We start from the raw sequence: 19,176 nt of genomic DNA, 5'->3' as shown, positions 1-19,176 counted from the left end.
GCGTCGTCAGGACGGCGTGCTGCCCATCCACGGGATCCGCGCCTCGAAGCACCGGTCGGCCAGGCCGCCCGGGAGCTGGGCGCACTCCTGCACCACGTTCCAGAACCAGATCGCCACCGCCGCGAACAGCACCAGCGCCACGACGCTCAGCACGATGCCGGTGATCGCCCGGCCCTTCCCCACCCGCTTGGTCAGCGCCACGATGCCAAACACGATCGACAGGATCGCCGTCAGCAGGCCGATGAAGCAGACGAACACCAGGAACGGGCTCGCCACGCCCAGCACCAGCGACGCCGTCGCCAGCCCGCTGCCCGGCTGACCCGGCGGCCGCCAGTCCGGGGGATACTGCCCCGCCCCGCCGGGCGGCGGCGTGTACGCCCCGCCGGGAGGCGCCCCGTACACCGGGCCCGCCCCCGGCGCTCCCCCGTACGGACTCGACGGCGCCGTCCCCGGCACCGCGGGCTCCTGCCCCTCCCCGTGCGGCGCGCCCTCGCCGTAGGGGGCGCCCTCCGGCTGGGAGGCGCCTGTCCCGTACGTGGGGCCCTCCTGCGCGGCCCCGCTCCCGTACGGGTGCGCGGCGCCTGTCTCGTGCCCTTGGGGGGTCTCTCCCTGAGGGGCCAGCGGGCTGTACGGGGTCCCCTGGGCCCTGGTCTCGTCCGGGGTCTCGGGGGTCGGCGGCTCGAAGGAGGGGCGGTCCGAGGGGGCCGGGTCGTAGCGGGACGGGGTGCGGGGGCCCGAGGGGCCGGGCTCGTCGTCCGAGGCGGCGCCTTCCCAGCCGGGGTACGACGGGGTGGAGCCGGGCATCGGGTAGGACTGCGTGTCGCCGGAACGGTTCCAGTCGGGCGTGCCGAACACCGCCGTGCGCTCCGCGTCCGCCTCGTCGGGGGCCGTCGCGGGCGGCGGCGTCTCGGGCGCCGTGGGCAGATCGGGATGCCGGGGCTCAGGACCGGGCCGCGGCTCCGGGCCGGGGCCGGGCTCGGGGCCAGGACGCGGCTCAGGGCCGGGCCGGGGTTCGGGGCCGGGGCCGGGCTCGGGGCCAGGACGCGGCTCAGGGCCGGGCCGGGGTTCGGGGCCGGGGCCGGGTTGCGGCGGGGCGGGCGTGCCGGGCTGAGGGACCACGGGCGGCGCCGGGGCGATCGGCTCCTCCCCCTCCCCGGGCTCCTCCCCGGGCTCCTTCGTCCCGGACGGCTCCGACGCGGACGGCTCCCCCTGCTCGCGACCGGACCGGCCCGGCCCGGCGGACTCCCCCCGCTCGCGGGCGGGCCGGTCAGGGGCGGGCTCCTCGGCGGCGCCCTCGGCCCACCATGCGTGCGCGGCCGTCTGGCCGGGCTCCTGGACCGGAGGCTCGTGGGCGGGCTCGTCCGGGCCGGGACGGTTCTCGCGCGGGCGAGGCTGGTTCGGGTCCCCAGGTGTGGTCACGTCTGCGTCTCCCCCGACGAGTCGAATGCCGGATACTTCACCTTTTCGCGGGAGCGCCCTTCGAAACCATCCGACACGGTAAGACAGGGGTCATCCTTGGCTCAAACAACCCGGGTGTGCGAGCACGGAAGGCCGCAACCTAGACTGAAGCATGTGCTGAAGGGCGACGGCCGGCTCGGCCATGACCTGGACCCCCAAGACCGCGCTCCGAAGGATGCCTGTGGTGTCTTCGGCGTCTGGGCGCCAGGCGAGGAAGTTTCCAAACTCACCTACTACGGGCTGTACGCGTTGCAGCACCGCGGCCAGGAGTCCGCGGGCATCGCGGTCAGCGAGGGCAGCCGCATCCTCGTCTACAAGGACATGGGCCTGGTGGCCCAGGTCTTCGACGAGTCGGTGCTGGGCACGCTGCGCGGCCACATCGCGGTGGGTCACTGCCGCTACTCCACGACGGGCTCCAGCGTGTGGGAGAACGCGCAGCCGACGCTGAGCTCGACCGAGGTGGGCGGTCTCGCGCTGGCCCACAACGGCAACCTGATCAACACCCCGGAGCTGGCCGAGCGGCTGGAGCCGGGCGCCACGCGGGCGACGACCGACACCGAGGTCCTGACCACGCTGCTGGCGCAGGATCGCAGCCGTTCCATCGAGGATTCGGCCGCCGAGCTGCTGCCGCAGGTCAAGGGCGCCTACTCGCTGGTGTTCATGGACGAGAAGACGCTGTACGCGGCCCGTGACCCCCAGGGCATCCGCCCGCTGGTGCTGGGCAGGCTGGAGCGCGGCTGGGTGGTCGCCTCGGAGACCGCGGCGCTCGACATCGTGGGCGCCACGTTCACCCGCGAGATCGAGCCGGGCGAGCTGCTGACGATCGACGAGCGCGGGGTGAGGTCGCGCCGGTTCGCGCTGGCCGAGCCCAAGGGCTGCCTGTTCGAGTACGTCTACCTGGCCCGCCCCGACACGACGATCGCGGGTCGCGGCGTGCAGGTGACCCGGGTGGAGGTGGGCCGCGTGCTGGCCCGCGAGCACCCGGTGGAGGCCGACCTGGTGATCCCCACGCCCGAGTCGGGCACCCCGGCGGCCGTGGGCTACGCCGAGGAGAGCGGCATCCCGTACGGCCAGGGCCTGGTGAAGAACTCGTACGTGGGCCGGACCTTCATCCAGCCGTCGCAGACGATCCGCCAGCTCGGCATCAGGCTGAAGCTCAACCCGCTGCGCGAGGTCGTCGAGGGCAAGCGGCTGGTCGTGGTGGACGACTCGATCGTGCGCGGCAACACGCAGCGGGCGATCGTGCGGATGCTGCGCGAGGCGGGCGCCCGTGAGGTGCACGTGCGGATCTCGTCGCCGCCGGTGGCGTGGCCGTGCTTCTACGGCATCGACTTCGCCACGCGGGCGGAGCTGATCGCGGGCTCGCTGTCGGTCGAGGAGATCCGCGCCTCGCTGGGCGCCGACTCGCTGGGCTACATCTCGCTCGAAGGGCTGACCGAGGCGACGACGATCCCGGCGGAGCGGCTGTGCCGGGCCTGTTTCGACGGCTCCTACCCCATCCCCATCGACCAGGACAACGTGGGCAAGTTCGTGTTGGAGAGCAAGGCATGAGCACGTACGAGGCGGCCGGGGTCGACATCGAGGCCGGTGAGCGCGCTGTCACGCTGATGAAGGACAAGGTGGCGCGGTCGCGGCGGCCGGAGGTGGTCGACGACGCGAGCGGGTTCGCCGGGCTGTTCGACGCCTCGGCGCTGCTGCGTTACAAGCGGCCGCTGCTGGCCACGTCCACCGACGGGGTCGGCACGAAGGTGATGCTCGCCCAGCAGTACGGCAAGCACGACACGATCGGCATCGACCTGGTCGGCATGGTGCTGGACGACCTGGTGGTGTGCGGGGCCGAGCCGCTGTTCATGACCGACTACATCGCGTGCGGCAAGGTGCTGCCGGAGCGGGTGGCGGAGATCGTCGGCGGCGTCGCCGAGGGCTGCCGGCTGGCCGGGGCGGCGCTGGTGGGCGGCGAGACGGCCGAGCACCCCGGCGCGATGGGCCCGGACGAGTACGACCTGGCGGGCGCGGGCACGGGCGTGGTGGAGGCCGACCGGATGCTGGGCCCGGCCCGGGTCCGCGAGGGTGACGTGGTGCTGGGGCTGGCGTCGTCGGGCGTCCACTCCAACGGCTATTCGCTGGTCCGCCACGTGATCGCCAACTCCGCGCTGACGCTCGACAGCGAGCTGCCCGAGCTGGGCCGGCCGCTGGGTGAGGAGCTGCTGGAGCCGACGCGCATCTACTCGCTCGACTGCCTGGAGCTGGCCCGCGCGGTCGACGTGCACGCCTACTCGCACATCACGGGCGGCGGCGTCGAGGGCAACCTGTCGCGCTCGCTGCCGGAGCATCTCGACGCCCGGCTGGACCGTTCCTCCTGGACCCCGCCGGCGATCTTCGAAGTGCTGGCCGGTCACGGCGGCATCGCGCAGAAGGATCTCGACCGCACCTTCAACCTGGGCGTCGGCATGGCGGCGATCGTGGCGGCCGACGACGCCGACGCGGCGATCCGCCTGCTGGCCGGGCGGGGCCTGCCCGCGTGGGTGATGGGCGAGATCGTGCCCGGCTCGGGCCGGGCGGCCTACGCCTGACCGCTCCTGGCCCGCTCGTAGTGGCGGGCCACCCGGACCCGGTTGCCGCACAGCTCGGGCGAGCACCAGCGGCGTCGCGGGTGGGCGGGAAGGAACAGCATCCGGCAGCCCGGGGCCTCGCAGGACCTGATCCTGCTCGCTCCGGGCGTGCCGAGCAGCGTGATGGCGGCTTCGGCGAGCTCGGCGAGCAGCCGGTCGAGCGGCGCGGCGTCGCGGCGGGTCTCCACGCCGGAGCCGCCCAGGAACAGGTGGATGGGGGCGGCGCGGGCCGCCTCGTTCAGCGCGGCGACGGCTGCGGCGGGCGGCGCCTGGCCCGCGACGACGGCCGTGACGGCCGCTTCGACGTGCGCGCGGAGCCGGTGCACCGCGGCGAGGCCGTCGGCCGTGAGCGGCTGCGGGAGGCCGCCCAGCCGGTCGGACTGGCGGGCCAGCCAGACGCCGAGGCCGTCGGCGGTGCCGAGGAAGTCCACGTCGCCCGCGGGCGTGCTGGCCCGCGTGTTGACCAGGTCCAGGGCCAGCGGCTCGCCTGTCAGCACGTCCATGCCCTAATGGTACGTGGCGCCGTCGACACGTTACGGGCGCGCACGACAAAGCCCCACGGTCACCCGTGGGGCCCGACGCTCGTTGAGCGGGTCCGCGCCGGAACGCGAACCCACGTCACGCGGAGGAACGGCTATCGACGGCCGGAGGGACGATCATCGTCGTCGTCTCCGGCACCGTAGCCGTCGGCGTAATCGGCATAGCGATCCGCCAGCTCGTCGTTGAGGTCGTCGGCGTCGTCGTTGCGGCCGGGGTCACCGACCCCGAGTTCGTCGCGAAGTCGGTCAAGATCCGTGCCACCGCTGTTGTACTTCAGCTGGCGAGCAACCTTGACCTGCTTGGCCTTTGCTCGGCCGCGCCCCATTGGCTCGACCCCCTCGTGTGGGGTCGTCCCCGACCCCTCGTCGCTAACGCACCACACACTGACGCCGCCCTGACTTTGGGCGTCAGCCTATCGTTCGCCTATTACCGTACCTGTTTTGTGCCCAGCTCGGTACGTCGTATGGGCGCGGGGCGTCAGCGGCCCAGCCAAATGCCCCTAATGCGCCCGACTTCCGACATTCTACGTTCAGCCAGCCTATCCGCTGCGACCGCCGGAGGAACGCCCTCGTCCGCGGCGATCCCGAAGATCTTCAGAGTCGTGTCGTAGATCTGGGCGGCCTTGGCCCTGGCCCGCTCCATGTCGAAGCCCGAGATCTCGTCGGCCACCTGGATGACGCCGCCCGAGTTGACCACGTAGTCGGGCGCGTACAGGATGCCGCGCTCGTCGAGCTGCTTCTCCACGCCGGAGTGGGCGAGCTGGTTGTTGGCGGCACCGCAGACGATCCTGGCGCGCAGCCTGGCCACCGTGGCGTCGTCGAGCGCGCCGCCCAGCGCGCACGGCGCGAACACGTCGATGTCGGCCTCGGTGAGGGCCTGCGCGTCGGCCACCACGTCGACCTCCGGGTGGCGCTGCCGCACCCGCTCGACGGCCTGCTCGCTGACGTCGCAGATCACCACGTCGGCGCCGTCCTCTCGGAGCAGGTCGACCAGGCGGTGGCCGACCTTGCCGACGCCCTCGACGCCGACGCGCCTGCCGCGCAGCGACGGCGTGCCGAAGACCCGCTCGGCCGAGGCGCGCATGCCCTGGAAGACGCCGTAGGAGGTGAGGATGGAGGAGTCGCCGGCGCCGCCGTTGGCGAGGGTGCGGCCGGTCACGTGGCGCGACTCGCGGGCCACGACGTCCATGTCCTCGCTGTAGGTGCCGACGTCGCAGGCGGTGATGTAGCGCCCGCCGAGCGTCTCGACGAAGCGGCCGTAGGCGCGCAGCAGCGCCTCGCTCTTGTCGCGGGCCGGGTCGCCGATGATGACGGCCTTGCCGCCGCCGAGGTCGAGCCCCGCCAGCGCGTTCTTGTAGGCCATGCCCTTGGCCAGGTTCAGCACGTCGGCGAGCGCGGCCTGCTCGCTCTCGTACGGGTAGAACCTGGTGCCGCCGAGGGCGGGGCCGAGCTGGGTGTTGTGGATGGCGATGATGGCACGCAGGCCGCTCTGCTCGTCGGCGCAGAAGACGACCTGCTCGTGGACGTCCTTGTGGGACGTGCCGAAGACGTCGGTCACGGTAGTGACTCCCTGTCCGGTCCGCCGCCCCGTCGCGGCGGAGATCGCCTACCAGCGTAATGGGCGCCACAGTGCGAGCGCCGACGGCTTCATGACACGATGCGTGCGTGCTGCCCTATGCCGCCTACCTCCGCGTCTATGAGCCGCTGACCGCGTTCGCCGAGTCTGAGCGCAAGGTCTGGGCCGACTATGCCGACTCCAACGACCGCCCGCGCCGCGCCAACGCGCTCCAGGCCGAGCACGGCGAGGCCGTCAGGCGGCTGCTCGGCGCCCCTCCCGAGCTGGTCCCCTCGCAGGAGAGCCCCAACGCCTACCTGCGGCGCGTGGAGGACCGGCTGTACGTGTGCCCCTGGCAGACCCGGCTGCGCTCCTGGCTGGCCTTCTCGAAGCTGCGCGGGAGCACTCCGGCCAAGCTGATGGACCGCATCGTCTCCAAGACGATCGCCGACCAGACGGCCGACGACTTCGACCGCTACAAGCGCGCCGGCGGCTCGTCGGCGCTGCGTACCCACATCCGCACCACGGCGTGGCACGTGCCGCCGTCATGGTTCGTGCCCTTCGACGGGAACGAGCGCTGGCTGGTGCTCGGCTCCTCCACGCCCGGGCAGGACGTGACCACCACGACGGGGCGCAACCTCATCTACGTGACGTCCATGGCGCAGGCCCGGAGGCGGGCGGCGCGGGCGCTGCAGGTGCTGCGCCGCCATCTGGGCGACACCTCGCCCAACTTCGACGTGGAGGACGTGGCGCGGTGGCTGGAGGAGTTCCATCCGCACTCGCTGGTCGAGCTCGACTACGGCGGTCTGGTGCATCTGATGGACGACGACGCCCTCCAGGCGGACCAGTCGGTTGCGGAGCTTTCGGCCGCTTTGACGGGTCTGGACACGGGTCAAGAAGAACTTGCCTATGCCATGTACCAGAGGGTCATCCTTCGCTGGAAGTCAATGCAACTTCTGGAATCTGCCAACTGAACCCCAATACGACGCTCTGACCTGCATGAGTAGGTCACGACTCGCGGCTGCTCTCTTCTGCGAACTGAGTAGTTTGCCGTTTTCACTGCGATACCACGAAACGTGTCGCTAGAATCACCGAGCGTGACATCGCCATGGGGGCGGGCAGTTGGGTCAAAGAAGGGCTCGCCAATCGCTCTGCGTGGCGGTATGGTCACATCGGGTGATGCCGCATATGGCTCAGAAAAGCCGCACGCTCTGCGCCATAGGGGGACATCCGTGACACGCGCAAAAGCAGTCACAGGATCGCGCTAAGCCGGTCCACACGGAGGAGAGGCCGCACAAATGTCAGCTCGTACACCCGAGGCCGAGCCGCTGCTCACGCCCGCCGAGGTCGCGACCATGTTCAGGGTCGACCCCAAGACCGTTACCAGGTGGGCCAAGGCGGGCAAGTTGACGTCGATTCGCACCCTCGGCGGTCACCGGCGTTACCGGGAGACCGAGGTCCGCGCACTGCTCGCGGGGATTCCGCAGCAGCGTTCGGAGTAGTTACGAACCTCAGGGGGGTTGAACGGTGGGCCAGGTCCGCACGACCCGGTCCACCCCTGTGACGATACGACGTCGCACGTGGGAGCTGGCGCCGCCCGCCCGGCGCCATTTCTCCACCGGTCAGCCGTGCTGCTCCAGCAGCCGGCGCGCGTCGGGGTCGTGCCGGGCGGCGACGCCGAGCAACGCCACCATCTGCTCGACGAGCATGCGTTCGAGCGTGGCCCGCTCGATGTCGCGGTGCTCCAGCCAGTCGAGCCCCGCCGTCTCCACCGAGGCGATCCACGAGCGCAGCGTCGCCCGCAGCACCGGGGTCGGCTCCTCGACGCGCATCTGCCGCTGGACGAGCCGGAAGAGCCGCTGCCGGACCCCGTCGACGATCTCCCCGACCTCGCCGGTCCGGTTGGCCGGCCCGCCGCGCAGCAGCGCCGCGAACCCCGCCGCGTGCTCTTCCACGAAGTCGAAGTAGCGCCCGAGCCCCGAGGCCAGCTCGCCGAGCAGACCGGCGCCGTCATGCGCGCGAGGCCGCGCCTCCCGCAGCCGCGCCTCCAGCTGGCCGGCCGCGCTTCTCAGCGCCGCCACGTAGAGCTCCTGCTTGCCGCCGAAGTAGTGATAGACCAGCGCCCGCGACGCCCCGGCCGCCGAGGCCACGTCGTCGATCGTGACGTCCTCGGCGTCCCGGGCGCCGAACAGCTCCAGAGCCGCCGCCATGAGCTCCTCGCGCCGCCGGTCGACGCTCAGCCTGCGCCGGGGCGGACGCGCCGTCTCGGGTGTCACCCCTGCACAGTATCCGAGCCCTGACCAGTGGAGATCGGGTCGTTGGCGACAAGGCCGTACCCTGCGGCGAACTCGATCGTTTGGTGGTACAGGTGCCCAACTTCGCATCGCGGGGGAGACACATGTCAGGACCGCCCGTCAAGACTCCGACCATCACCGACATGAGAGAGGTAGATACGCTGCCCCGGCCCAGGCCCACCATCCGCAACGTCGCCGAACGAGCCGGCGTCTCGAAATCGCTGGTCTCCCTCGTGCTGCGCGGATCCCCGCACGTGAGCGAGCACCGGCGCCAGGCAGTGCTCCAGGCCGCCCGCGAGCTCGGCTACCGGCCGAACGCGGTCGCCCGCAGCCTGGTCGAAGGCCGTACTCACCTCGTCGGCGCGCTCGTCGCCGACCTGCACAATCCCTTCTACGCCGAGTTCCTCGACGGCCTGCAGGAGAGCCTGCACGGCGACGGGTTACGCATGCTGATCGGCAACAGCCAGTGGGATCCCGCCTTCGAGGACGAGGCCGTGGAGGCCTTCCTGGAGCTGCGGGTCGACGGGCTGGTCCTCCTGGGCATCCCGCCGACCAGCGCCACCCTGATCGAGGCGACCTCCTACACCCCGACGGTCGTCGTCGGGGAACGTGACATCGAGCTCGAAGGCGTCGACATCGTCGTCGACGACGACCGGCTCGGCGCCCGGCTGGCCATCGACCACCTGGTCGAGGCCGGGCACAAGCGCATCGCGCACATCGAGGGCCCGCGGCCCTCCCGCTGCGAGGGCTACCTCGTGGCCATGCGCAGGCACTCCCTCGCCCCGTACATCATGGTCGAAGCCGCGGAGTCGACCGAGAACGGCGGCCACGACGCCGCCATCGCCCTCCTGACCCGGGACCCCAGGCCCACGGCGATCTTCGCCGCCAACGACGTGCTCGCGCTCGGCGTGCTCTCCGCCGCCACCGAGCTGGGCCTGCGCGTCCCCGAAGACCTCTCCGTGGTCGGCTACGACAACACCCACCTGTCGGCCTCGAACCACGTCTCGCTCACCTCGGTGGACCAGCCGCGCCGCGCCATGGGCCGGTCGGCCGCCACGCTGCTGAGCGACCGCATCTCCGAGCCGGGCAAGGGCGCCCGGTTGCGCGAAATCACGCCCGAGCTGATCGTGCGCCGCAGCACGGGTCCGGCCCAATAGCGGGCCAAAGCTGGGTCAACACGCCCCGTGACCGCGCCCCCCGGCTGTTTACTCGTCAGGGTCATGCTAATTGTGGCCGGATTCGGTCCGGCCACGATCTGATCCGGGGGGAACAGTCATGCGTGATCCGGAACTGGTGTCCTGCGCCCAGCGCGCGGCGGCCGAGCTCGAACGCGCCTGGGCGCAGTGGCGGGCCGGGCGCGGGCGGGGGACGGACGTCGGCGCGGAATCCGTGGCCAGCTACGTCGCACACTCCCTCGACCACCCGTGGGGCCGCCCCCGCGTCGTGCTCGGCCTGGACGCCGAGGACGCGCGGGAGCTGGCCGCCCTGCTGCAGCGGCAGGAGGTCGGCGAACACGTCTGGTGAGGCGTTTCGCGGCTCCCCGGGGGCGGGTTTCACGTAAGTTGGAGCCCATGCGCGCTCTACCCGCCTCCGTCCTGGCCGTCTGCGGCCTGATCATCTCCGCGTGCGGCGGCGCCGGTTCCGGCGGGACCGCCGCCGGTCAGGCCGCCAACCCGGCCGCCACGCAGGCGGGCTCCCAGGCACGCACCCCGGCCGTCGTCACGGACGAGTCGGGCACGCCCGCCCCCGCCGAGCGGGCCCCGGCGCCCAAGCCGCTGGAGGGCAAGACGGTCGTCATCGACCCCGGCCACAACGGCGGCAACGCGCGCAACCCGAAGGCGATCAACCGCAAGGTCAACGTGCTGACCCAGTGGAAGGCGTGCGACACGACGGGCACCGCCACCAACGACGGCTATTCGGAGGCGGCCTTCACCTGGGACGTCTCCAAGCGGCTCGTCAAGATTCTCAAGAACCGCGGCGCCACGGTCAAGCTCACCCGCTCCAGCAACACCGGCGTCGGGCCGTGCATCACCGAGCGGGCCGCCATCGGCAACCGCAGCAAGGCCGACGCCGCGATCTCGGTGCACGCCGACGGCTCCGCCCCGGCCAACCACGGCTTCCACGTGATCATGCCGAAGAAGATCAACGGCCCGGTGGACCCGGTGGTCAAGCAGTCGTCCGACCTGGGCGTGGCCGTGCGTGACGCCTTCCGCAAGGGCACCGGGCTGCCCTACTCCACCTACATCGGCAACAAGGCCCTCGACTACCGCAACGACCTGGGCGGGCTCAACCTGTCGACGGTGCCGAAGATCTTCGTCGAGTGCGGCAACATGCGCAACGCGGCCGAGGCGGCCAAATTCCGTGACGCCCAGTTCCGCCAGCGCATCGCCCTGGCTTTGGCCAACGGTTTGCAGCACTATCTCACTACATGATTCCTCGCCCATCGCTGCACAACCCGCTCTCCGGCTCCTATGAGCTCGCCGCCGGGGCCACCGTCTCCGGCCCGCTGATCGAGCCCGTACGGACCGCGCTTCCCGGACTGGACCTGCTGCCCGGTGACGACGGCGCCGTCGCCACCCGGCTCGACCCCGCGCTGGGCGCCGAGGCGTACCGGCTGTCGGTCGGCTCGCGCGGCGTCGAGATCGCCGCGGGCGGCCGGGAGGGGGCCTTCTACGCCGCCCAGTCGCTGCGCCAGCTCCTGCCCGCCGACGCCTACCGGTTCGGCGCCGGCCAGGTGTGGAACGTGCCCGGCGTGCGGATCGAGGACGCGCCCCGGTTCGCCTGGCGCGGCCTGCACCTGGACGTGGCCCGGCACTTCTTCCCCAAGCGGGAGGTCATGCGGCTGCTGGACCTGATGGCCGTGCACAAGCTGAACCGGCTGCACCTGCACCTGGCCGACGACCAGGGCTGGCGGGTGGAGAGCCGGGCCTATCCCCTGCTGCACGAGGTCGCCTCGCACCGGCCGCGCACCGCGACCCACTTCTACCGCGAGCCCGAGGCGTACGACGACATCCCGCACGGCGGCTACTACACGCTGGCCGACCTGGCGGAGCTGGCCGCGTACGCGCGCTCCCGGGCGGTCACGATCGTGCCGGAGATCGACGTGCCGGGGCACGCCTCGGCGATCCTGGCGGCCTACCCGCAGCTCGGCGCGACCGGGGAGCCGCACGAGGTGCTGGACCGGTGGGGCATCTCCCCCGCGATCCTGTCGCCGCTGCCGCCGACGGTCGAGTTCCTGACGACGATCTTCGACGAGCTGCTCGGCGCGCTCGGCGAGACGCCGTACGTGCACATCGGCGGCGACGAGGTGGTGCTCGACCAGTGGGCCGCCTCGGCGGAGATCACCGCCTACGGCGAGTCGCTGGGCCTGGCGGGCGCCAACGACCTTCAGGCGTGGTTCCTGCGGCAGCTCGCCGACGCGCTGGCCGAGCGCGGGGCGCGGGCCGTGGTGTGGGACGAGGCGTTCGTCAGCGGGCGGCTGCGCCAGGACACGGTGGTGATGCCGTGGCGCGGCATGAACGTCGGCCGCCGCGCCGCCGCCGCCGGCCACGACGTGGTGGCCACGCCGGTGTTCCCGCTCTACTTCGACTACGCGGAGGCCGCCTCGGCGGAGGAGCCGATGGCGATCGGCGAGACGATCACGGTCGCGGACGTGGCCGCGTTCGAGCCGGCGCCGGCCGAGTGGCCGGAGGAGGAGCGGGCGCGCGTCATCGGCGTGCAGGCGCAGCTCTGGAGCGAGCGGGTGCCCGACGGCCGGGTGCTCGACTACCGGCTGTGGCCCCGTACGTGCGCGCTGGCCGACGTCGCCTGGGGCGGCGGCGAGGGCTTCACCGAGCGGCTGGAGGCGCACCTGGGCAGGCTGGACGCACTCGGCGTCGAATACAGGCCGCAGGCGGGGCCGCGCCCGTGGCAGCGCCGCCGTCCGCACCGGCCGGGCGTAGTCGACGTGACGGCGGTGCTGGCGCGCATCGACGGCATGACGCACGACGCGGAGTCGACCCGCCCCAGCGTCTGACGGTCACGGCGCGGCGAGCTGGAGCGCCAGCCGGTGGGACAGGGCGGTGTTGCGCCGCCCGCCCAGCCGGTGCACGGCCAGCTCCAGCGCGTCGCGCCCGCCGACCAGCACCACCCATGCCTTGGCCCGGGTGACCAGCGTGTAGAGCAGGTTGCGGCGGAGCATGACGCCGCCCGCCTCGGCCACCACCGGCGCCACCACGAACGGGTATTCGCTGCCCTGGGCCCGGTGGACGCTGATCGCGTAGGCGTGGGTGAGCTCGTCGAGCTCGTCGAAGGTGTAGGGGACGGCGCGGCCGTCGTCGGTGCGCAGCTCGACGAGCCGTTCGCGCGGGTCGACGGCGGTCACGGTGGCGGTCTCGCCGTTGAAGACGCCCTTGTCGTAGTTGTTGCGGATGGGCATCACCCGGTCGCCGGGCCGGAAGACCGACGGGCCCGCCCAGTGTTCGGCGACGCCCTCGCGGGCCGGGTTGAGCCGGTCCTGGAGGCGGCGGCCGAGCTCGGTGGCGCCGGTCTCGCCCCGGCGCATCGGGCACAGCACCTGCACCTGGCCGGGCTCGACGCCCTGTTTGCGGGGGATCGCCTCGGTGGCCAGCTCGATGACCCGATCGGCCACCTTGACCGGGTCGTCCAGCTCCTCGAACCAGAAGCCGCCCCCGCCGGGCAGGTCGGGCAGCTCGCCGGCGCGGATGCGGTGGGCGGCCCGGACGATGCCGCTGTCGTGAGCCTGCCGGAACACGTGGGTGAGCCGCACGCGCGGCACCTCCGGCACGCCGAGCAGGTCGGCCAGCACCCTGCCGGGGCCGATGCTGGGCAGCTGGTCGCTGTCGCCGACGAACAGCAGGTGGCTGCCCGACGGCACGGCGGCGGCCAGCCGGGTGGCCAGGTGCAGGTCGAGCATCGACGCCTCGTCCACCACGATCAGGTCGGCCTGCGCGGGGTCGTCGGCGAACAGCGCGCCGTCGTCGGGCTCGGCGCGGGCGGACAGCAGCCGGTGCACGGTCATCGCGGGCAGCCCGGTCAGCTCCGACAGCCGTTTGGCGGCCTTGCCGGTCGGCGCGCACAGCGTCACCGAGCCGCCCATCGCCCGCACGGTCGAGGCGATCGCCGCCACGGTGTGGCTCTTGCCGCAGCCCGGCCCGCCGGTCAGCACGGAGACGGTGCTGGTCAGCACCAGGTTGACGGCGGCGCGCTGGTCCTCGTGCAGCCGCTCGTCCTCGGAGTAGGGGCGCATCCGCAGCGTCGAGCGGGCCCGCAGCAGCCTGGCCAGGTGTCCGGCCAGCGCCACCTCGCGGCTGTGCTCCTGCTTGCCGTAGACGACGAGCCGGCCCGGGTCGGACGGCGACGGCTCGACGACGACGCGCCGTTCGGCGCTGAGCGCGTCGACGGCCCGCCTGACCGGCCGCTCGTCCTGCTCGACCAGCGCCACCACCTGGGTGACCAGCGCGTGCAGCGACAGGAAGCAGTGGCCACCGCCCGCGGCCGCCGCCTCCAGCCGGTCGAGGACCGCCGCCCGCAGCCGCGCCGGGCTGCTCTCGGGCACGCCGGAGCGCAGCGCGATGCGGTCGGCCGTGTGGAAGGCGATGCCGCGCACCCGGCCGACGAGCTGGTAGGGGTCCTTGGTCAGCACGTGGAGGGCGTCGTGCCCGTACGCCTGGTAGAGCTTGGCGGCGAGCAGCGGGCTGACGCCGAACCCCTGGAGGGCGACCATGAGCTCGGCCACGGCCTTCTGCTCGGCCCACGCCTCGACGATCTGCGCCTGGCGGATCGCGCCGATGTTGACGACCTCGCGCAGCCGCTCGGGCTCGGTGTCGATGACCTTGAGCGTCTGCTCGCCGAAGTGGCTGACGATGGCGTGGGCCAGGCGCGGGCCGACGCCGCGGATCAGGCCGGAGCCCAGGTAGAGGGTGATGGCGCGGACGGTGGACGGCGCGACGCGCTCGCACTGCTTGACGGCCAGGCGGCGGCCGAAGCGCGGGTGCGACTCCCACGCGCCGGCGAGCTGGAGCCGCTCCCCCGGCTGGACCCCGGCCAGCGGCCGGCCCGCGGCGACGAAGGAGCCGGCGTCGTCGGAGCTCATCCGGGCCACGGTGTAGTGGTCGTCGTCGACGAAGACGAGCTGCTCGACGGAGGCCTCTACCTTCACGCCCGGAGACTAACCCGCGGCTACGACAGTCGAGGGCGTCCCCGGGGCGCCGGTCATGCCGTGCGGCCGATGATCTCGGTGATCGACTTCAGGCCGTGGCGGCGTACGCGTCTGGAGAGCTGGCGGTGGATGCGGGAGGCCCACAGCGGGCCGCCGTAGATCCAGCCCGTGTAGCCCTGCACCAGCGTGGCGCCGGCCAGCAGGCGTTCCCACACGTCGTCGGCGTCCTCCACGCCGCCCACCGACACGAGCGTCAGGCGGTCGCCCACGCGGGCGCGCAGGCGGCGCAGCACCTCCAGCGAGCGTTCCTTGAGCGGGCGGCCGGACAGGCCGCCCGTCTCGCCCGCGTGGCGGATCGTGGTGTTGGTCGCGATGATGCCGTCGAGGCCCAGCTCGACCGCGAGATCGGCGACGGAGTCGACGTCCTCGTCGGCCAGGTCGGGCGCGATCTTGACGAGCAGCGGGGTGCGCCTGGGCGTGCCGTCGGCCACCTCCTTGACCGCCTTGAGCAGCGGGCGCAGCAGCTCGACGGCCTGAAGGTCGCGCAGTCCCGGCGTGTTGGGCGAGCTGACGTTGACCACCAGGTAGTCGGCCAGCGGCGCCAGCGTCCTGGCGCTGGTCACGTAGTCGGCGACCGCGCCCGACTCGGGCACCACCTTGGTCTTGCCGATGTTGACCCCCACCACGACCGGCACCCCCCGGGTGCGGCGCAGGCGGCGGGCGGCGGCGCGGGCGCCCGCGTTGTTGAACCCCATCCGGTTGACGACCGCGTGCTCCGGCACCAGCCGGAACAGGCGCGGACGCGGGTTGCCCGGCTGGCCGTGGGCGGTGATGGTGCCGACCTCGACATGCGAGAAGCCGAGCGCCGCCACCGCCTCCGCGCACGCCGCGTCCTTGTCGAAGCCGGCGGCGAGCCCGAGCGGCCCCGGGAAGTGCACGCCGAAGGCGCTCACCCGCAGGGCCGGGTCGTGCGGTGCGAGAGCCCGGTGCAGGGATCGCTTGAGCAGGGGCAGCCTGGCGAGGATCGCGAGGGCCCTGACGGTCTGATGGTGCACGGCCTCGGCGTCGAACCGCCGCAAGACCTGCGTGAACACGAGGCGATACATCACGGGTCAGGCTACCAATCCAGCCTCGTGGGCGATGATCGCGGCCTGTACGCGGTTGCGCACGTCGAGCCGGGTGAGGATGGCGCTCACGTACGCCTTGACCGTGCCCTCCACGATGTGCAGCGTGCGGGCGATCTCCGCGTTGGACAGGCCCGCGCCCAGCAGGGCCAGCACCTCACGCTCGCGGTCGGTCAGCCCGGCGATGCGGTCGCGGGCGGCGGCGCCGCGCGCCATCCGGCCGCCGGCCAGCTGCTCGATGACCCGCTGGGCGACCTTCGGCGACAGGTACGCGGCGCCGTCGGCGACGGCGTGCACCCCGGCGATCAGCTCGCGCGGGTCGCCGGACTTCAGCAGGAACCCGTTCGCGCCCACGTCCAGCGCCTTGGCGATGTAGTCGTCCTCGCCGAACGTGGTGAGCATCACCACCGCCGTGCCCGGCGCCGCCCTGCGGATCTCCGCCGCCGCCGCGAGCCCGTCGAGCCTCGGCATGCGGATGTCGAGCAGCGCCACGTCCGGATGGTGGCTGATGGCCAGGTCCACCGCCTCGCGGCCGTCGCCGGCCTCCGCCACCACCTCCAGGTCCGGGTCGGAGGCGAGGATGGCCCGCACCCCGGCGCGGATCATGGCCTCGTCGTCGGCCAGCAGTATGCGAATCACACGCTCTATATTGGCCGACATGGCACAGGTGAAGGTTTACGGGCGCAGGGACGTGTGGGGCGGACACCAGAAGGAGGTCTCCGACCTGCTCCACCAGTGCGTGGTCAAGGCGTGGGGGCTGCCCGAGGACAAGAGGTTCCACCGGTTCCTGCTGCTCGACGCCGACGACTTCATCTGCCCGCAGCGCGGCGACGGTTATCTGATCATCGAGATCGTCTGCTTCACCGGCCGCAGTGACGAGGCCAAGCGCGCGCTGATCCGCGAGATCTACGACACGTTGCCGTATCCGAAGCAGGACGTGGAGATCACCATCATCGAGATGCCGCAGGTCAACTGGGGCATCCGGGGCGTTCCGGCGGACGAGTTGACGCTGTCCTACCGGGTCGAGGTATAGCGCGTCAGGACCGTGCGCGGGCGGGCGGTATGGTCCGAGTCATGAGCACAGACTATGACGTCGTCGTTCTCGGCGCCGGTCCGGGAGGATACACGGCCGCCGTCCGAGCCGCCCAGCTCGGGCTCCGCACCGCGGTCGTCGAGGAGAAATACTGGGGAGGCGTCTGCCTGAACGTGGGCTGCATCCCGTCCAAGGCGCTGCTGCGCAACGCGGAGCTGGCCCACATCTTCACCAAAGAGGCCAAGACCTTCGGCATCAGCGGCGAGGTCAGCTTCGACTACGGCGCGGCGTTCACCCGCAGCCGCAAGGTGGCCGACGGCCGGGTCAAGGGCGTCCACTACCTGATGAAGAAGAACTCCATCACGGAGTACGACGGCCGGGGCACCTTCCTCGACGCCAACACGCTGCAGGTCAACGGCGAGACCATCACCTTCCGCCACTGCATCGTCGCCGCCGGCGCCACCACCCGGCTGATCCCCGGCACCCAGCTCTCCGAGCGCGTGGTGACGTACGAGGAGCAGATCCTCTCCGAGGACCTGCCGTCCAGCATCATCATCGCGGGCGCGGGCGCCATCGGCGTCGAGTTCGCGTACGTGCTGCACAACTACGGCGTCAAGGTCACCATCGTCGAGTTCCTCGACCGGATCGTGCCGCTGGAGGACGAAGAGGTCTCCGCCGAGCTGGCCAAGCGCTACAAGCGGCTCGGCATCGAGGTGCTCACCTCCACCCGCGTCGACAACATCGAGGACACCGGCTCCGCCGTCAAGGTCACCGTGTCGCGTGACGGGCAGCAGCAGGTGCTGGAGGCCGACAAGGTGCTCCAGGCGATCGGCTTCCAGCCGCGCGTCGACGGCTACGGCCTGGAGAAGACCGGCGTGCAGCTCACCGACCGGGGCGCCATCGCGGTCGACGGCCGCTGCCGCACGAGCGTGCCGCACATCTTCGCGATCGGCGACGTCACGGCCAAGCTCATGCTCGCGCACGCCGCCGAGTCGATGGGCATCATCGCCGCGGAGACGATCGGCGGGGTCGAGACCATGGAGCTCGACTACGTGATGATCCCGCGCGCCACCTACTGCCAGCCGCAGGTGGCCAGCTTCGGCTACACCGAGACGCAGGCCCGTGACCTGGGCTATGACGTCAAGGTGGCCAAGTTCCCGTTCACCGCGAACGGCAAGGCGCACGGCCTGGGCGACTCGGCCGGCTTCGTCAAGATCATCAGCGACGAGAAGTACGGCGAGCTGCTCGGCGCCCACCTGATCGGCCCCGAGGTCACCGAGCTGCTTCCGGAGCTCACGCTGGCCCAGCAGTGGGACCTCACGGTGCACGAGGTCGCCCGCAACGTGCACGCCCACCCGACCCTCGGCGAGGCGGTCAAGGAGGCGATCCACGGCCTGTCCGGTCACATGATCAACATGTGAGCCCGACGGCCGGGACGGCCTGCCCGGCGACCGGCGCCGTCGTGGCCGCTAGCCGAAGAAGCGGCGCAGCTCGGCGGCCACGCGCTCCGGCCTGCCGCCGGTGTCGGCGTTCCCGGAGCCGCTGTGGCCGACCCCGGCGAGCTCGACGCGGGCGGCGCCGGGGACGACCCGCTCCAGGGCGTCGAGGGCTGCCTTGAAGTAGGCGGGGCTGCGACTGCCGCCGAGCAGGAGCGTCCGCGCGCCGACCGCGCCGTAGGCCGCCTGGGAGCGGGCCAGCTCGGCCACCACGCGGGTCTCGTGGCGCAGGGTCGGGGCGAGCATCCGCATCGTGACGTCGCCGTCGCCCGCCTTGCGGTCCTGGGCGGCCAGCATGCGCGCCGACAGAGCGTCGAGCAGCCGGCGCGGCATCAGGTCGAAGATCGCCGGACCGAGCCTGGCGGCCTTCATCGCCGTGATCAGCGCCGCCGCGTCCCGCCCGGCGGCCAGTTCCCGCTCGTACCGCTCCAGCCACGCCGTGGGCGCCGGTCCGTCCACGAACAGCGCGGGCTCGTAGAGGGCCAGCTCCCGGATCAGTCCCGCGCCCGCCGTCCGTAAGCCGCCCGCGTGCTCTTTCGGTGAGCCCGTGCTCCCCGCGCGGTGGCGAGCGGCGGTGTGGAGGGCGACGAGGGCGCCGACGCTGACGGCGAAGACGCGCGAGGCCCCCGTGTGCGCGAGGAGCGCTTCCAGGTCTTCGGCTTCGCGGTCCGCCACGTGGTGCGGGCCGTAGGGTCCGCTGAGCCCGCGGCCCCGGCGGTCCGGCAGATAGACCGTGTACGTGCCGGCCAGCGCCTCGGCGAGCTCCAGGTGGCTGCGGGCCGACTCCATCTGGCCGTGCAGCACGACCAGGCCGGGCCCGGCGCCGAGCCGGTGGAACCCGATGACGGTGCCGTCCGCGGAGGTGACGTGTCCTGTGTCCATGAAACCCTCCTGATAGTTGACAT

At 72.2% G+C, this 19,176-nt stretch carries 19 protein-coding genes; 10 read left to right on the top strand and 9 right to left on the bottom strand.

Features of this window, described 5'->3' with window-relative positions:
* Window positions 1–6: 6 nt before the first annotated feature.
* Window positions 7–1,419: a hypothetical protein gene (locus tag AB0G11_RS03280; RefSeq protein ID WP_357583663.1), complete on the bottom strand. Its 1,413-nt coding sequence runs from the start codon at window positions 1,417–1,419 to the stop codon at window positions 7–9.
* 153 nt (window positions 1,420–1,572) lie between these two features.
* Here AB0G11_RS03280 and purF point away from each other — a divergent pair, with 153 nt between their 5' ends.
* Entirely contained in the window at window positions 1,573–3,009 is a 1,437-nt protein-coding gene (gene purF / locus AB0G11_RS03275) for an amidophosphoribosyltransferase (protein WP_219506526.1), read from the top strand.
* A complete protein-coding gene (gene purM / locus AB0G11_RS03270) occupies window positions 3,006–4,031 on the top strand; it encodes a phosphoribosylformylglycinamidine cyclo-ligase (RefSeq protein ID WP_357583661.1) in 1,026 nt (341 codons plus the stop codon). The genes purF and purM overlap by 4 nt, the downstream gene beginning before the upstream one ends.
* On the opposite strand, the gene AB0G11_RS03265 is transcribed toward purM, so the two are convergent.
* From AB0G11_RS03265 to AB0G11_RS03255, 3 genes are all read right to left on the bottom strand, one after another.
* Window positions 4,022–4,573: a CGNR zinc finger domain-containing protein gene (locus tag AB0G11_RS03265; protein ID WP_357583659.1), complete on the bottom strand. Its 552-nt coding sequence runs from the start codon at window positions 4,571–4,573 to the stop codon at window positions 4,022–4,024. The two genes, purM and AB0G11_RS03265, sit on opposite strands and share 10 nt — an antisense overlap.
* Before the next feature lie 131 nt (window positions 4,574–4,704).
* The gene (locus AB0G11_RS03260; protein ID WP_219506533.1) at window positions 4,705–4,935 is read right to left on the bottom strand and encodes a DUF3073 domain-containing protein; all 231 of its coding nucleotides are present in this window, start codon (window positions 4,933–4,935) and stop codon (window positions 4,705–4,707) included.
* 152 nt (window positions 4,936–5,087) lie between these two features.
* Complete coding sequence (locus AB0G11_RS03255) at window positions 5,088–6,167, bottom strand: Glu/Leu/Phe/Val dehydrogenase dimerization domain-containing protein (protein ID WP_219506535.1); 1,080 nt, start codon at window positions 6,165–6,167, stop codon at window positions 5,088–5,090.
* 107 nt (window positions 6,168–6,274) lie between these two features.
* Here AB0G11_RS03255 and AB0G11_RS03250 point away from each other — a divergent pair, with 107 nt between their 5' ends.
* On the top strand, window positions 6,275–7,138 hold the full coding sequence (locus AB0G11_RS03250; RefSeq protein WP_357583658.1) for a hypothetical protein: 864 nt from the start codon (window positions 6,275–6,277) through the stop codon (window positions 7,136–7,138).
* Between the two features lie 324 nt (window positions 7,139–7,462).
* Complete coding sequence (gene bldC, locus AB0G11_RS03245; RefSeq protein WP_013133571.1) at window positions 7,463–7,666, top strand: developmental transcriptional regulator BldC; 204 nt, start codon at window positions 7,463–7,465, stop codon at window positions 7,664–7,666.
* Between the two features lie 120 nt (window positions 7,667–7,786).
* Here bldC and AB0G11_RS03240 read toward each other — a convergent pair whose 3' ends face one another.
* Window positions 7,787–8,440, bottom strand: coding sequence for a helix-turn-helix domain-containing protein (locus AB0G11_RS03240; protein WP_308125806.1), 654 nt, complete (start codon window positions 8,438–8,440; stop codon window positions 7,787–7,789).
* Window positions 8,441–8,601: 161 nt separating this feature from the next.
* On the opposite strand from AB0G11_RS03240, the gene AB0G11_RS03235 reads away from it, so the two are divergent.
* The 4 genes from AB0G11_RS03235 to AB0G11_RS03220 all read left to right on the top strand — a co-directional run bounded on the left by AB0G11_RS03235 (window position 8,602) and on the right by AB0G11_RS03220 (window position 12,473).
* The gene (locus AB0G11_RS03235; protein ID WP_219506537.1) at window positions 8,602–9,615 is read left to right on the top strand and encodes a LacI family DNA-binding transcriptional regulator; all 1,014 of its coding nucleotides are present in this window, start codon (window positions 8,602–8,604) and stop codon (window positions 9,613–9,615) included.
* 118 nt (window positions 9,616–9,733) lie between these two features.
* A complete protein-coding gene (locus tag AB0G11_RS03230) occupies window positions 9,734–9,982 on the top strand; it encodes a hypothetical protein (protein WP_049572779.1) in 249 nt (82 codons plus the stop codon).
* A gap of 47 nt (window positions 9,983–10,029) precedes the next feature.
* Window positions 10,030–10,890, top strand: a complete 861-nt coding sequence (locus AB0G11_RS03225; protein WP_357583656.1) for an N-acetylmuramoyl-L-alanine amidase — start codon at window positions 10,030–10,032, stop codon at window positions 10,888–10,890.
* Entirely contained in the window at window positions 10,887–12,473 is a 1,587-nt protein-coding gene (locus AB0G11_RS03220; protein ID WP_219506540.1) for a beta-N-acetylhexosaminidase, read from the top strand. Before AB0G11_RS03225 ends, AB0G11_RS03220 begins: the two co-directional genes overlap by 4 nt.
* Window positions 12,474–12,476: 3 nt before the next feature.
* On the opposite strand, the gene AB0G11_RS03215 is transcribed toward AB0G11_RS03220, so the two are convergent.
* The 3 genes from AB0G11_RS03215 to AB0G11_RS03205 are packed head-to-tail and all read right to left on the bottom strand — an operon-like array spanning window position 12,477 to window position 16,381.
* Window positions 12,477–14,618: an ATP-dependent RecD-like DNA helicase gene (locus AB0G11_RS03215; protein WP_219506541.1), complete on the bottom strand. Its 2,142-nt coding sequence runs from the start codon at window positions 14,616–14,618 to the stop codon at window positions 12,477–12,479.
* 53 nt (window positions 14,619–14,671) lie between these two features.
* Complete coding sequence (locus AB0G11_RS03210; RefSeq protein WP_357583654.1) at window positions 14,672–15,724, bottom strand: quinone-dependent dihydroorotate dehydrogenase; 1,053 nt, start codon at window positions 15,722–15,724, stop codon at window positions 14,672–14,674.
* 6 nt (window positions 15,725–15,730) lie between these two features.
* Window positions 15,731–16,381 (bottom strand): response regulator transcription factor, encoded by a 651-nt coding sequence (locus tag AB0G11_RS03205; protein WP_357583652.1) that lies wholly within the window; start codon window positions 16,379–16,381, stop codon window positions 15,731–15,733.
* Window positions 16,382–16,400: 19 nt separating this feature from the next.
* On the opposite strand from AB0G11_RS03205, the gene AB0G11_RS03200 reads away from it, so the two are divergent.
* Window positions 16,401–16,775, top strand: coding sequence for a tautomerase family protein (locus AB0G11_RS03200; protein ID WP_219506548.1), 375 nt, complete (start codon window positions 16,401–16,403; stop codon window positions 16,773–16,775).
* 41 nt (window positions 16,776–16,816) lie between these two features.
* Entirely contained in the window at window positions 16,817–18,196 is a 1,380-nt protein-coding gene (gene lpdA / locus AB0G11_RS03195) for a dihydrolipoyl dehydrogenase (RefSeq protein WP_219506551.1), read from the top strand.
* 48 nt (window positions 18,197–18,244) lie between these two features.
* Here the strand turns inward: lpdA and AB0G11_RS03190 are convergent, their stop codons facing one another.
* A complete protein-coding gene (locus AB0G11_RS03190) occupies window positions 18,245–19,153 on the bottom strand; it encodes an alpha/beta hydrolase (protein WP_357583650.1) in 909 nt (302 codons plus the stop codon).
* Window positions 19,154–19,176 lie beyond the last annotated feature (23 nt).

The organism is Nonomuraea sp. NPDC023979 (assembly GCF_040639085.1).
Lineage (GTDB): Bacteria > Actinomycetota > Actinomycetes > Streptosporangiales > Streptosporangiaceae > Nonomuraea > Nonomuraea ceibae.
This window is presented reverse-complemented; position numbering and strand designations above follow the sequence as displayed.

What these genes read in the sequence shown, in the direction of transcription:
- AB0G11_RS03225 (WP_357583656.1), top strand. Translation starts at nt 10,030, where the DNA reads ATGCGCGCTCTACCCGCCTCCGTCCTGGCCGTCTGCGGCCTGATCATC.
- AB0G11_RS03235 (WP_219506537.1), top strand. Translation starts at nt 8,602, where the DNA reads ATGAGAGAGGTAGATACGCTGCCCCGGCCCAGGCCCACCATCCGCAAC.
- AB0G11_RS03220 (WP_219506540.1), top strand. Translation starts at nt 10,887, where the DNA reads ATGATTCCTCGCCCATCGCTGCACAACCCGCTCTCCGGCTCCTATGAG.
- AB0G11_RS03260 (WP_219506533.1), bottom strand. Translation starts at nt 4,935, where the DNA reads ATGGGGCGCGGCCGAGCAAAGGCCAAGCAGGTCAAGGTTGCTCGCCAG.
- bldC (WP_013133571.1), top strand. Translation starts at nt 7,463, where the DNA reads ATGTCAGCTCGTACACCCGAGGCCGAGCCGCTGCTCACGCCCGCCGAG.
- AB0G11_RS03265 (WP_357583659.1), bottom strand. Translation starts at nt 4,573, where the DNA reads ATGGACGTGCTGACAGGCGAGCCGCTGGCCCTGGACCTGGTCAACACG.
- AB0G11_RS03200 (WP_219506548.1), top strand. Translation starts at nt 16,401, where the DNA reads ATGGCACAGGTGAAGGTTTACGGGCGCAGGGACGTGTGGGGCGGACAC.
- lpdA (WP_219506551.1), top strand. Translation starts at nt 16,817, where the DNA reads ATGAGCACAGACTATGACGTCGTCGTTCTCGGCGCCGGTCCGGGAGGA.
- purM (WP_357583661.1), top strand. Translation starts at nt 3,006, where the DNA reads ATGAGCACGTACGAGGCGGCCGGGGTCGACATCGAGGCCGGTGAGCGC.
- AB0G11_RS03190 (WP_357583650.1), bottom strand. Translation starts at nt 19,153, where the DNA reads ATGGACACAGGACACGTCACCTCCGCGGACGGCACCGTCATCGGGTTC.
- AB0G11_RS03230 (WP_049572779.1), top strand. Translation starts at nt 9,734, where the DNA reads ATGCGTGATCCGGAACTGGTGTCCTGCGCCCAGCGCGCGGCGGCCGAG.
- AB0G11_RS03210 (WP_357583654.1), bottom strand. Translation starts at nt 15,724, where the DNA reads ATGTATCGCCTCGTGTTCACGCAGGTCTTGCGGCGGTTCGACGCCGAG.